Origin of the sequence: Rathayibacter sp. AY1D5 (assembly GCF_002932515.1) — a bacterium.
GTDB lineage: Bacteria > Actinomycetota > Actinomycetes > Actinomycetales > Microbacteriaceae > Rathayibacter.
Genome location: NZ_PSVU01000017.1, coordinates 1 through 12821 on the forward strand (window position 1 = coordinate 1; position 12821 = coordinate 12821).

Below are 12821 nucleotides of genomic sequence, written 5' to 3' on the forward strand. Positions count from 1 at the left end.
CCCGCAGCGAACGACCTGGACGCGAACGGCTCAGCAGCCCCCTCCGCTCCGCACGAGAGCATGTCGACCAAGTCGTCCGGCGACTACGGCGCGCACCAGGAGAAGGGGAGTCGGACGAGACCGGACCCGGAGGAGCGGAGTCGGAGGACGCCGGATCGGACGAGGCGGAGTCGGGTGCGGTCGGCTCCGGCACGGCGATCGGCGCGCCGGCGGCGCCCGTGCCGACGATCCGGCCGGCCTCGATCCGCACGGTGTGCGCGGCCAGCGCCTCCGGGACGTCGTCGAAGACGGCCGCGGTGATCAGGACCTGCTCGTAGTCGGCGACCACCGAGGCGAGGCGCTCGCGCCGGCGCGCGTCCAGCTCGGCGAAGACGTCGTCGAGCATCAGCACCGGATCGCCCATGGGGGAGTCGCGCCGGAGCAGCTCCGCAGCGCCCAGCTTCAGCGCCAGGGCGAACGACCAGCTCTCACCGTGGCTGGCGTAGCCCTTGGCCGGCAGCGCGTTCAGCTCGAACTGCACGTCGTCGCGGTGCGGGCCGACGAGGGAGACGCCCCGGTCGAGCTCGCGGCGTCGCACCCCGGCCAGCGCGGACGCGAACGCCTCCGCCAGTCCCTCGCCCGCCGCCGGTGACGCGGCGCCCGGCTGCTCCACGGGCTCGCCGTCGTCGTCGACCGCGCCCTCGATGCTCAGGCGGGAGCGGAGCACCGGACGCTGGTCGGCACCGGCGACCGCCTCGTACGCGGCGCGCACCGGTCCGCTCAGCTCCTCCACCAGGGTGAGGCGCGACTGCATGATCTCGGTCCCGAGCGCGATCAGGCGCTCGTCCCAGATGTCGAGGGTGCCGAGCTTCGACGGGTCGCGGACGCCGCTCGCGCGCGCCGACTTGAGCAGCGAGTTGCGCTGGCGCAGCACCCGCTCGTAGTCGGCCTGGACGGCGCTCATCCGCGGGGAGCGGAGGATCACCAGCTGGTCGAGGAAGCGGCGGCGGGCCGACGGGTCGCCGCGGATGAGGAGGAGGTCCTCCGGCGCGAAGAGGACGCTGGAGAAGAAGCGGGGGAGCTCGCGCGGCTTGATCCCGCCGCGGTTGATCTGCGCGCGGTTGGGGGAGGAGCGGTTGATCTGCACCTCGGCCAGCAGGTCGCGCTCGCCGTTGCGGAGGCGGGCGCGCACCACGGCGCTGTCCCGGCCGGCGCGGATGAGCGCCTGGTCGCTCGACACGCGGTGCGAGCCCAGGGTGGAGAGGTAGCCGAGAGATTCGACGAGGTTCGTCTTGCCCTGGCCGTTGCGGCCGACGAAGAGGTTCGGTCCGGGCACGAGCTCGACATCGACCGACTCGTAGTTCCGGAAGTCGCTGAGCGCCAGCTGCGTCACCTGCACGTCGCGCTCCTCTCCTCCACCCGTCGTCGCGGGCCTTCCCTGCACCCCTGCGGGTCCTCGCCCGTCCCGATCGGCCGATCCACCCGCTCCGGCGCCTGCGGCCCGCTGTCCCACTGCCGACCAGGCCTTCGTCCCCGGATCTCGACACGCCCTGCGGGGCTACTCGACCAGCATGCTGGCAAGACCATCCGTCGGGCTGGTCTCCATGCGCCGTCGCGGCGTTACTCGACCAGCGTGATCGGCGGAGCCCCGTCCCCGCCCGTGAAGGCGGCCGCAGGCTCGCCGCCCGACGCCGATAGCAGGGTGGAGGCGGCCGGAGGCCCGCCGCCTCCGTGAGAGCATCCCTGCCTCACGGGGGCGGCGGGCCGCCGTCCGCCGTCCGTCACCGGCTCTACGGAACGCGCCCCCCTCGGGAAGCCGACCGCCGTGAGGACTGCCGGAGGCAGTCCTCACCAGCCCACTCAGTCGACGGCCTTGACGGAGTGCCCGCCGAACTGGTTGCGGAGCGCTGCGACGGCCTTCATCGCGGGGGAGTCCTCCTGACGGGAGACGAAGCGGGCGAAGATCGAGGCGCTGATCGTGGGCACCGGGACGGCGTTGTTGATGGCCTCCTCGATGGTCCAGCGGCCCTCGCCCGAGTCCTGCACGTAGCCCTCGATGTTCTTGAAGTCCGGGTCCTGCTCGAGGGCGCGGACGAGGAGCTCGAGCAGCCAGGAGCGCACGACCGTGCCGCGCTGCCAGGCCTTGAAGGTGCCGGTGACGTCCTTGATGATGTCGCTGCGGGTCTCGAGCAGCTCGTAGCCCTCGGCGAACGCCTGCATCAGGGCGTACTCGATGCCGTTGTGGACCATCTTCGCGTAGTGGCCGGCGCCGACCTCGCCGACGTGGACGAAGCCCTCCTCGCGGGGGCCCTCCGGGCGCAGCGCGTCGAAGACGGGCATGGCGTACTCGACGAGCTCCTTCGGGCCGCCGACCATCAGGCCGTAGCCGTTCTGGAGTCCCCAGACGCCGCCGGAGACGCCCGCGTCGATGTAGTGGATGCCCTTGGGCTTCAGCAGCGCGTCGTGCTTGAAGTCCTCGGTGAAGCGGGAGTTGCCGCCGTCGATGACGAGGTCGCCCTCGCTGAGCTTCTCCGACAGGTCCTTGACGACCGCGTCGGTGATCTCGCCCGCCGGCACCATCACCCAGACGATGCGGGGCGAGGGGAGTGCGGCGATCATCTCGTCGAGAGAGGCCGCGTCCGAGACGTCGGGATTGCGGTCGTAGCCGGTGACCTCGAGCCCCTTGGAGCGGAGGCGGGAGCGCATGTTGTCGCCCATCTTGCCGAGGCCGACGAGTCCGATGTGCATGGTGAACCTTCCTGGATTCGTTGTCCGGCGGGCGGGCGCTCGTCGGGAGCGGGGCGGTCGCGGCTCTGCGATCCGGGGAGTGGTCAGCGCAGCAGCAGGTTGGGCTGGAGCAGGTAGCGGTAGCTGTCGCTGCCGGGCTGCTCCCGCGAGGTCTGCGCGGTGATCAGGACGGGGCCGGGCTTGTTGGGGTTCTCGGTCTTCGTGAACGCGATGCGCACGAACTCCGAGTGGACGGCGGCGAGGCCGTCGAGCAGGAACTGCGGCTTGAGCGAGACGACCACGTCGTCGCCGGTCACGATCGCGTCGATGCTCTCGGACGCCTGCGCCTGCTCCGAGCCGATGGCCTCGAGGGTGAGGCCGTCGCTGCTGAAGCTGAAGCGGAGGGCCGCCTCGCGCTCGAGCACGAGCGAGACGCGGCGGGTGGCCTCGATGAGGTCGCTGGTCGACATGACCGCGTAGTTCTCGACGGAGGCGGGGAAGAGGCGCTTCACGGGCGGGAAGTTGCCCTTGATCAGCAGCGAGGTGACGGTCTTGCGGTCCGCGGTGAAGGCGATCAGCTCGCGCTCGTCACGGTTGGTGATCGCGACGGAGACGGTGCCGGAGTGGCCGAAGGTCTTGCCGACCTCCTGCAGCGTGCGCGCGGGCACGAGGGCGGTGAGCGGCTGGGTGGGCGCGGGGTTGTCCCCGTTGTCCCAGTCGATCTCGCGGACGGCCACGCGGTAGCGGTCCGTCGCGACGAGGCCGATCGTGTTCTCGGTGATCTCGAGCTGCACGCCGGTGATGACGGGGGTCACGTCGTCGCGGGAGGCGGCGACCGCCACCTGCGAGACAGCGGCCGCGAAGGCGTCGGCCGGGACGAGGCCGGTGGAGGCGTCGATCTCGGGGATGCTCGGGTACTCCTCCACGGGCATCTGCAGGAGCGTGAAGTGCGCCGAGCCGGCCGAGACCGAGACGCGCGACTCCTCCGTGGCGATGCGCACGGGAGCGTTGGGGAGGCGGTTTGCGATGTCGGCGAGCAGACGGCCCGAGACGAGCACGGTCCCCGTCTCCTCCACATCGGCGGCGATCTGCGTCTGCGCGGACACCTCGTAGTCGAAGGAGGACAGCGTCAGACCCTCGGCGGTCGCCTCGATGAGGACTCCGGAGAGGATCGGCAGGGTCGTGCGCTGCGGAAGCAGCTTGACCGCGAAGGACACCGCCTCGCTGAAGACATCGCGGTTGGCTTGGAACCTCACGAGTACACCCCTGACGAGTCGCGGACGAAGACCGTCGCCCATCGTACCCGCCGGGCTCGACGAGCTCGGAAGGGGGTGGACCGCCGAGCACTCCCGAGCCGCTGTGGAGAGGTTGCCGGTCGAGGCTTCATTAAAGAGAGAACTGCGTTAACAGTGTTAACACGTGTGGAAACTGTGGAAAACGCTTCGGACCCCTACTCCTGGGTGGGATCGGAGGGACCTGCCCCTGTGGAGGGAGTGTGAGCGGGCCCGTGGACGCCCTGTGGAGCGATCCGGGCCGACCGGTCGCCCTCCACAGGCGGGCTCTCCCGGCGCACAGTCCCGAGGCGGTTGTCCACAGTTATCCACAGGTTCCTCACACTGTGGAAATCGGCCCTCCGGGGGGGCGCGAGGCGGCGTGTCCGGGGCGCGCGAGGCAGGTCCGAGGAGTCCGTCGACGACTTCTCCGGTCACGACGGAGACCGTCGAGGGCAGCTGCCGCCGTCCGAGCGGCCCGGAAGACAGTGCGCGCTCCCTCTCCCCCGCGTTGCCCTCCGGGCCAACGCACGGCGGATCGACACCGTCCGATCGCACGCCGGCCGCTCAGCCGCTCACCCGGACCCCTTGAGCACGTGCGGTTCATGCTGGTCGAGTAGCCGCAGTGCGGCGTATCGAGACCCCCGCCGGCTCCTTCGCCCGATCTCGACGCGCGCCGACACCGACGTCCTGCTGCTCGCGCCGCGACCCCCGTCGCCTCCGCCTCCCCTCACGCGAGGAAGGAGAGCGACCACCCGACCACCGGGCTCGTACGCCGATGGACCCCCAGGCGCGCCACCCGCGACAGGCGGTCCCGGGGACCGTACGACTGCCGGCTAGCGGTTCGTCTTGATGCGGGTGGTCAGCTCGGTGACCTGGTTGTAGATGCTGCGGCGCTCCTTCATGAGCTCCGAGATCTTCTTGTTCGCGTACATGACCGTGGTGTGGTCGCGGTTGCCGAACAGCTGGCCGATCTTGGGCAGCGAGAGGTTCGTCAGCTCGCGGCACAGGTACATGGCGATCTGGCGCGCGGTGGCGACGGCCTGCGAGCGCGACGAGCCGTAGAGGTCGTCGACCGTGAGCTTGAAGTAGTCCGCGGTGTGGTTGATGATGTCGACCGGCGAGATGACGTTGTCCTCGTCGAGCGTGATCAGGTCCTTCAGCACGGTCTGCACGAGCGACATGTCGACCGGCGTCCGGTTCAGGCTCGCGAACGCGGTGACGCGGATGAGCGTCCCCTCGAGCTCGCGGATGTTGCTCGACACCTTCGACGCCATGAACTCGAGGATGTCGTCGGGCACGAGCAGCTTCTCGCTGACCGCCTTCTTGCGGAGGATCGCGATGCGGGTCTCGAGGTCGGGAGCCTGCACATCGGTGATGAGGCCCCACTCGAAGCGCGAGCGCATCCGGTCCTCGAAGCCCGTCAGTGCCTTCGGCGGCAGATCGGACGTGATCACGACCTGCTTGTTGTGGTCGTGCAGCTGGTTGAAGGTGTGGAAGAACGCCTCCTGCGTCTCCGCCTTCCCCTGCAGGAACTGGATGTCGTCGATCAGGAGGATGTCGACGTTGCGGTAGCGGCCGTGGAAGGCGTTGCCCCGGTTGTTCGCGATCGAGTTGATGAAGTCGTTCGTGAACTCCTCGCTCGAGACGTACCGCACGCGGATCCCCGGGTAGAGGCTCATCGCGTAGTGGCCGATGGCGTGGAGGAGGTGCGTCTTGCCGAGCCCGGAGTCGCCGTAGACGAAGAGCGGGTTGTAGGCCTTGGCGGGAGCCTCGGCGACCGCGACGGCCGCGGCGTGCGCGAACCGGTTGGAGCCTCCGATGACGAAGTTGTCGAAGCTGTACTTCGGGTTCAGCCGGGTGTCGGTCGCCGGCACGGTCCGCAGCTCCTCGACCCCGCGGGTCGGCGCGACCGTCGCCGAGGAGGCGGTGATCGGCTCGAACGGGTTCATCGACTCCTGCGACGACGGGGAGCTGAGGGGCTCGTGCTCGATGTCGGGGTTCACCACGAAGGCGAACGTCGTGACGCCGAAGGAGTCGTCGAGCGTCCCGATCGCGCTGAGCAGGGGCACGCGCACGCGCTGCTCGAGCATCCCGCGGGTGAACTCGTTCGGGACCTCCAGGTAGAAGGTGCCCGCCATGATGCCCTTGGGCTCCACGAGCGAGACGAACCCGTAGAGGGGAGCGGTGATCCGCTCGTCCTGGGACAGTGCGCCGAGGATCACGTTCCACGCGTCGACCATCGACGTGTCGTCTGCCATCTGTCTCCGGTCCTGGGTGCTGTCGCTGTGAAGTCGCTGCGGGATCGCCGTCTCCGCCGGACCCGTCACCGCCCGCTGCAGGGGCGTCGCGGTCCGGGCGCGGAGCCGGGTCTCGAGTGCCGCTCTCTCCACAGGGTTGTCCACCGGCCTCGAGCGATGCCTGTGCGGGCGCGGGAGGACGCGGATCCCACCTGTGGATAACTGCGGCTCAACACCGTAACGAACGGAGCCGACGGGAGACAAATCCACCACAGCGACACCCGCGTGTCAATGCGCGGAACCCCGTGTCGCGTGTGCATGATCGAGGTTTCGCGCCGTCCACATTTGACCGGTGGCGGAACAGGCCGTAGTTTAAATCAGTTGACGCCTGCCCGGTGTCGTCCGTGCGGCCCTCGCAGGCCGAGCGGATTCCGCAGCCGGGCACCCCTTCTTCCCGGAGGATCCGAGTCTCCGCCCGAGCGGGTGGTGCCGGTTCGCGCCGCGGAACACGTACGTGGAGATCTGATTATGAGCAAGCGAACCTTCCAGCCGAACAACCGTCGTCGCGCCAAGGTGCACGGCTTCCGTCTGCGCATGCGCACCCGTGCCGGCCGCGGCATCCTCAGCGCGCGCCGCGCCAAGGGGCGCACCGAGCTCTCCGCCTAGCAGCGAGCGGTACCGACCAGCGGTGCTGGCCAGAGCCAATCGCATCGTCCACGGAGGCGAGTACCGGACAGTCGTCCGTCGCGGTGTGCGGTCCACAGGACCGCACACCGTCACGTATGTCCGCCGGTCCTCCGCGGGCGATCCGGCGCGGTTCGGGTTCATCGTCGCCAAGACGGTCGGCACCGCGGTGACGCGCAACACCGTCCGCCGCCGGCTCAAGGCCGTGGCGTTCGAGCTCGTCCCCGAGATCGACCCCGGCACCCAGGTCGTCGTCCGCGCGCTGCCCGGCAGCGCCGACGCCCCCTGGTCGGAGCTGCGCTCCGAGGTGTGGTCCGCCATGGCGCGAGCCGCGCGGAAGAGCGGGGCGTCCTCGTGACCGCCGTGCTCCCCCGCCGCGAGGCGCCGCTCGCCCGGCTCGGGTGGGCGATCCTCCTGCTGCCGCGGAACATCGGCGTCCTGCTCCTGATCGTCTACCGGGCGGTCGTGTCCCCTCTCTACGGGGACGTCTGCCGTTACTACCCCTCGTGCTCCGCGTACGCGCTCCAGGCGGTCCAGCTCCACGGGCTCGTCCTCGGCTCCGTCCTCGCGGCCCGCCGTCTGCTCCGCTGCCACCCGTGGGCGGCCGGCGGCATCGACGACGTCCCGACCTCGATCCCCCTGCACCGACCGGCTTCCGGCCGGACCCGCTTCGCCGTGACGCGAGCCGGGTTCGTCGTGGGCCCTCGAAAGGACTGACCCCACTCCATGGACCTCCTCGGCACGATCCTCTGGCCCCTCAAGTGGGTGGTCGAGCTGCTCCTCGTCGCCTTCCACCAGCTGCTGACCTTCACCGGCATGGAGGCGGCCGCGGGAATCACCTGGGTCCTCTCGATCGTCGGCCTGGTCATCGTCATCCGCGCCGCGCTCATCCCGATCTTCGTCAAGCAGATCAAGAGCCAGCGCCGGATGCTCGAGGTCGCACCCCAGCTCAAGAAGATCCAGGACAAGTACAAGGGCAAGCGCGACCAGCTGTCCCGCGAGGCGATGTCCCGCGAGACCATGGAGCTCTACAAGAAGACGGGCACCAACCCGCTCGCCTCCTGCCTGCCCCTGCTGATCCAGATGCCGATCTTCTTCAGCCTGTTCTCGGTGCTGAACGCGGCGCAGCACAGCCAGAAGGGCGTGGGCCCGCTCGACGAGACGCTCGCCCGCCAGTTCGGCGAGGCGAACCTCTTCGGCGTCGCACCGCTGCACCAGTCGATCCAGGGCGCACTCGCCGAGGGCGGCCAGGAGCCGGTCATCATCATCGCGGTGATCATGGTCGTCCTGATGACCGCGTCGCAGTTCATCACGCAGCTGCAGATCGTCTCGAAGAACATGTCGCCCGAGGCGAAGGCCTCGCCGACGTTCAAGCAGCAGCGGATCCTGCTCTACATCCTCCCCCTCGTCTTCGCCTTCTCGGGCTTCGCCTTCCCCCTCGGCGTGATGTTCTACTGGCTGACCTCGAACATCTGGACGATGATCCAGCAGTTCATCGTCATCCGGAACATGCCGACCCCGGGCAGCGAGGCCGCCAAGGCCCGGGAGGAGCGCCTGCGCCGCAAGGGCAAGCTGGTCGAGGAGACCACGGCCGCCGGCGACGTCACCCTCGTCGAGAAGAAGGCCGTGCAGCGCACGCAGCCCGTGAGCAAGAACCGCTCCAAGAAGCAAGCCGGAAAGAAGTAGAGCCGCCATGACCGATCCGATGCAGACCATCACCGACGACGCGTCCGCACCCGCGGACGTGGACGCGTCCGCCGTCGACGAGGCGCCCGAGTCCACGCTCTCGCAGCTCGAGGACGAGGGAGACGTCGCCGCCGACTACATCGAGGAGTTCCTCGACATCTGCGACCTCGACGGGGACATCGACATCGAGGTCCGCAACGGCCGCGCCTACCTCTCTGTCACCGCCTCCGGCGACACGAACCTCCGGGTGCTCTCCCGCCCCGACGCCGTCCAGGCGCTGCAGGAGCTCACCCGCCTGGCGGTCCAGACGAAGACCGGCGCGTTCTCCCGCCTCATCCTCGACATCGGCGGCTCCCGCGACGCCCGCGAGGCGGAGCTGGCCCAGCTGGTCGACCGCGCGATCGAGCGGATCGAGGACGGCGCCACGTCGGCCTCGCTCCCGCCCATGTCGTCGTACGAGCGCAAGCTGGTCCACGACATGGTGGGCGAGCGCGGCTTCGTGTCGGAGTCGCGCGGCGAGGCGCGCGAGCGCCACACCGTCATCACCCGCGGCTGAGCGGCGTGGAGTCGACCCTCGAGGCCGAGCCTGCAGCCGCTGCGGCGATCGCCGGCGACCGCCTGCCCGTTCTGCGGCGCTTCACGGAGGCTCTCGCCGACCAGGGCGAGGAGCGCGGCCTGATCGGGCCGTTGGAGCTCCCCCGGCTCTGGACGCGGCACGTGCTCAACAGCGCCCTGGTGGCCCCTCTCCTGCGTCCGGGACTGGTCGGTGATGTCGGCAGTGGCGCGGGCCTTCCCGGGCTCGTCCTGGCCATCGTGCGGCCGGACGTCCGCTTCGTGCTCATCGAGCCGATGGAGCGTCGCGTCGTCTGGCTTCAAGAGCAGGTCGACGGACTCGGAATCGAGAATGTCTCAGTTCTTCGAGCCCGTGCTGAAGAGGCGGAGCTCGCGGAGCCTCTCGACCAGGTGACCGCTCGGGCGGTCAGCGCCCTCTCGAAGCTGATCCCGCTGACCGCGCCGCTGCTGCGGCCCGGAGGCGAGCTGGTCCTGCTGAAGGGCATCAACGCCGAGAAGGAGATCGAGGCGGCGGCCAAGCAGATCCGTCGTTTCCGGCTCTCCCCGCCCGAGGTCGTCGTGCTCGGCGACGGCGTGCTCTCCGAGGTGACGAGGGTCGTCCGGGCTACAGTGGGTTGATCGCCACGACGCCGCAGTGAGCCCCCGACTCCTCGTCCGTCGACTCCTCGGTGCTGATGTCCGTCCCACTCGCTGAGCGAAGGTTTCACGTGAAACAAACCGATTCCGCCGGTCTGACCGGAGGCTTCGATTCCTCGACTCCCCTGGCCCGGGAGATCGCGGACATGACCCGTCGGCGCGCACTGCTGAACGCCCAGCCGCTGCCCAAGCCCGAGTCGACGCGCGTCATCACGATCTCGAACCAGAAGGGCGGCGTCGGCAAGACGACGACGACCGTCAACCTCGCCGCCGGGCTCGCCCGCGGTGAGGCGAAGGTGCTCGTCATCGACCTCGATCCGCAGGGCAACGCGTCGACGGCCCTGGGCATCGAGCACCGCGCCGAGACGGCCAGCGTGTACGACGTGATCGTCAACGACACTCCCCTCGCGGACGTCGTGCAGAAGAGCCCGGAGTTCGCCTCGCTCTACGGTGTGCCGGCGACCATCCACCTGGCCGGCGCCGAGATCGAGCTGGTCTCGCTCGTCGCACGCGAGCAGCGTCTCCGCCGTGCGCTCGACCGCATGCTCGACACCATGGACGAGCCGTTCGACTACGTCTTCATCGACTGCCCGCCGTCGCTCGGTCTGCTGACCATCAACGCGTTCGTCGCCGCTCGCGAGGTGCTCATCCCGATCCAGTGCGAGTACTACGCGCTCGAGGGGCTCAGCCAGCTGCTCAAGAACATCGACTTGATCGAGCGGCACCTCAATCCGAACCTCGGTGTCTCGACGATCCTCCTGACGATGTACGACGGCCGCACGAACCTCTCCCAGCAGGTGGCAGCGGATGTCCGAGAGCACTTCCCGAAGGAGGTGCTGCGCGCGGTGATCCCGCGCAACGTGAGGATCTCGGAGGCGCCGAGCTACGGACAGAGCGTGATCAGCTACGACCCGCAGTCGTCCGGTTCGCTGGCGTATCTGGAGGCGGCCGCGGAGATCGCACGACGCGGAGCCCGGAAGACACCCGAGACGGCACACGAAGGAGAGGCACGCTGATGGCGACCAAGCGCACGGGACTCGGCCGGGGGATCGGCTCGCTCATCCCGACCAGCGACGAGTCGCGCTCCCGGCCCGTCGACGTCTTCTTCCCTGATCAGGTCGGCGATTCGGCCCGCGCCGAGGAGCTCCTCGAGGTCCCCGGAGCGCGCTTGGCGCGACTCCCCCTCGCCGACATCACCCCCAACACGGCGCAGCCGCGGTCGGTGTTCGACGAGGACGACCTCGCGGAACTCGTCCACAGCATCCGCGAGTTCGGAGTGCTGCAGCCGATCGTCGTCCGGCCCGTGACGGCTCGCGGCGGAGCGAAGTACGAGCTCGTCATGGGTGAGCGCCGGTTCCGCGCCTCGAAGGCCGCGGGACTGACCACCATCCCCGCGGTCGTCAAGGATACGGCCGACGAGAACATGCTCCGCGACGCGCTGCTGGAGAACCTGCACCGCGCCGACCTCAACCCGCTCGAGGAGGCGTCCGCCTACCAGCAGCTCCTCAGCGACTTCGGGATCACCCAGGAGGCCCTGGCGACGCGGCTCGGACGTTCGCGGCCGCAGATCTCGAACACGCTCCGTCTCCTGCGGCTCCCGGCCGATGTGCAGGCCCGCGTCGCTGCCGGCGTCCTGACCGCAGGACACGCGCGTGCGGTTCTGTCCCTCGACGACGTCGAGATGATGCGCCGCCTGGCCGACAAGATCGTCAACGAGGACCTGTCCGTCCGTGCCGCCGAGGCTGCCGCCGCGCAGATGAAGGCGCCGCGGACGACCGTGCGTCCCGTGGTGGAGGAGCAGGGCGGGCACTCCGGACACCTCTCGTCGATCGCGGATCACCTCGGCGACCGGTTGAACACGCGCGTCAAGGTCACCCTGGGCGCACGTAAGGGCCAGATGGTCATCGACTTCGCCACCATCCAGGACTTGAACCGCATCCTCGCCGAGATCGGGGAGCCGACCGAGGTGTCACTCGCTCCGTAGAGGGTCGGCCTAGCGGCCGCTACTGATCAACCGTGGGGTGGCGAGGGCGCACTCTCGCTGTGGTGTTGGCAGTAATCGCCGATGAGGCGGTATCTGCTCCCCTCGTCAGCATCACGATCACAGAGATCAGCACGCTTGAGGTGACCTACGAGCTGCCGTGTGAGCTCGGCACTCTCGGTCGTCACCATTTCTCTGATTGATAAGCCCTTATGACCGGTACAGCCTGATGAGGTGGCCCCAGGATCTGCGAGGCCCTGCTGACTCCGGGCCTGGTCGCGAATACGGCTGGTATAGCCGAACGGCGACGATCGCCGGGTATCTGGGGCATCGATCTCTGGATAAAGCAGCTTACGATGCGCCTATATGGCGGTTGAGTAGTCGTGGAGCGCCGGATCTAGGGTTGGCTGAGTTCAGACCTCGTTGACCTCCGGAGTTCATGTCGCTTTCGGTGACTCGCTGGCGGGCGCAGGACGGGTGCCTGGGCGGGTCGTACTCGGTGGCGCTCTCCGCTGCCCAGGGCGACGTCATGGTCGCCGATATTCCCGTGCGGAGTGTTTCACGTGAAACATTCCTACGTTGGCCGCTGAGATGAGGACCCCCTCGGCTCTCCGTGCATCCCAAGTCGCCGGTGAGGAGTGCTTCCTGAGCCTCCATAAATTGGCCGGCGGGGGGGGGCAAGTTAAGACGGAATGCAGTATCGCTTCGTTCTCGCGGATCGACGCGGATGTGATGAGTGGGTTCGCCGAGGTTTGACGGAGGACCCAGTCGGCGGTCGCCCCCGGAGAGCACTGAAAGAGACGATGGAAGGGCCGTTTCACGTGGAACGGTGCGCTCTAGGGCGGCCTAGCCATTGAAGAGCTACGAGCTTGTCATGTAGGAGGTGAGGCCCTCATCGGCTCGACTCGCTCCAACGGACGCAACATTTCGGATTGAAGTTCCTCAACGGCTGCGGAAGCGTTTCACGTGAAACGCCCCTGCCGAAAACATTGGACGCCCATGCGGATCATCGTGGGACCGACTTCGACCGCAATGCTCGAAAGA

Annotated in this window: 11 protein-coding genes and 1 pseudogene; 8 read left to right on the forward strand and 4 right to left on the reverse strand. The window is 68.8% G+C overall.

What is annotated here, in order from left to right:
* Window positions 1–223: 223 nt before the first annotated feature.
* The 4 genes and pseudogenes from recF to dnaA all read right to left on the reverse strand — a co-directional run.
* Window positions 224–1378: pseudogene (gene recF, locus C5C82_RS07015) on the reverse strand (DNA replication/repair protein RecF); the annotation flags it as partial.
* Window positions 1379–1839: 461 nt separating this feature from the next.
* The gene (gene gnd, locus C5C82_RS07020) at window positions 1840–2727 is read right to left on the reverse strand and encodes a phosphogluconate dehydrogenase (NAD(+)-dependent, decarboxylating) (RefSeq protein ID WP_104222677.1); all 888 of its coding nucleotides are present in this window, start codon (window positions 2725–2727) and stop codon (window positions 1840–1842) included.
* 83 nt (window positions 2728–2810) lie between these two features.
* Window positions 2811–3962, reverse strand: a complete 1152-nt coding sequence (gene dnaN, locus C5C82_RS07025; protein WP_104232992.1) for a DNA polymerase III subunit beta — start codon at window positions 3960–3962, stop codon at window positions 2811–2813.
* An 851-nt stretch (window positions 3963–4813) separates the two neighbouring features.
* Window positions 4814–6238: a chromosomal replication initiator protein DnaA gene (dnaA, locus tag C5C82_RS07030; RefSeq protein ID WP_104225789.1), complete on the reverse strand. Its 1425-nt coding sequence runs from the start codon at window positions 6236–6238 to the stop codon at window positions 4814–4816.
* A 507-nt stretch (window positions 6239–6745) separates the two neighbouring features.
* Between dnaA and rpmH the strand changes: the two genes are divergently transcribed.
* From rpmH to C5C82_RS07070, 8 genes are all read left to right on the forward strand, one after another.
* Window positions 6746–6883: a 50S ribosomal protein L34 gene (gene rpmH, locus C5C82_RS07035; RefSeq protein WP_055784512.1), complete on the forward strand. Its 138-nt coding sequence runs from the start codon at window positions 6746–6748 to the stop codon at window positions 6881–6883.
* A gap of 22 nt (window positions 6884–6905) precedes the next feature.
* A complete protein-coding gene (gene rnpA, locus C5C82_RS07040) occupies window positions 6906–7259 on the forward strand; it encodes a ribonuclease P protein component (RefSeq protein WP_104222680.1) in 354 nt (117 codons plus the stop codon).
* Between the two features lie 5 nt (window positions 7260–7264).
* A complete protein-coding gene (gene yidD, locus C5C82_RS07045; protein WP_244229684.1) occupies window positions 7265–7618 on the forward strand; it encodes a membrane protein insertion efficiency factor YidD in 354 nt (117 codons plus the stop codon).
* Window positions 7619–7627: 9 nt separating this feature from the next.
* Window positions 7628–8587 carry a membrane protein insertase YidC gene (gene yidC / locus C5C82_RS07050; protein WP_104222681.1) on the forward strand — a complete coding sequence of 320 codons (960 nt, stop codon included), beginning with the start codon at window positions 7628–7630 and terminating at the stop codon, window positions 8585–8587.
* A 7-nt stretch (window positions 8588–8594) separates the two neighbouring features.
* On the forward strand, window positions 8595–9143 hold the full coding sequence (locus C5C82_RS07055; RefSeq protein WP_244229531.1) for a R3H domain-containing nucleic acid-binding protein: 549 nt from the start codon (window positions 8595–8597) through the stop codon (window positions 9141–9143).
* Between the two features lie 5 nt (window positions 9144–9148).
* Window positions 9149–9778 (forward strand): 16S rRNA (guanine(527)-N(7))-methyltransferase RsmG, encoded by a 630-nt coding sequence (gene rsmG, locus C5C82_RS07060; protein ID WP_104354839.1) that lies wholly within the window; start codon window positions 9149–9151, stop codon window positions 9776–9778.
* Window positions 9779–9942: 164 nt separating this feature from the next.
* Complete coding sequence (locus C5C82_RS07065; RefSeq protein WP_104247021.1) at window positions 9943–10812, forward strand: ParA family protein; 870 nt, start codon at window positions 9943–9945, stop codon at window positions 10810–10812.
* Window positions 10812–11780 (forward strand): ParB/RepB/Spo0J family partition protein, encoded by a 969-nt coding sequence (locus C5C82_RS07070; RefSeq protein ID WP_104247022.1) that lies wholly within the window; start codon window positions 10812–10814, stop codon window positions 11778–11780. Before C5C82_RS07065 ends, C5C82_RS07070 begins: the two co-directional genes overlap by 1 nt.
* Window positions 11781–12821 lie beyond the last annotated feature (1041 nt).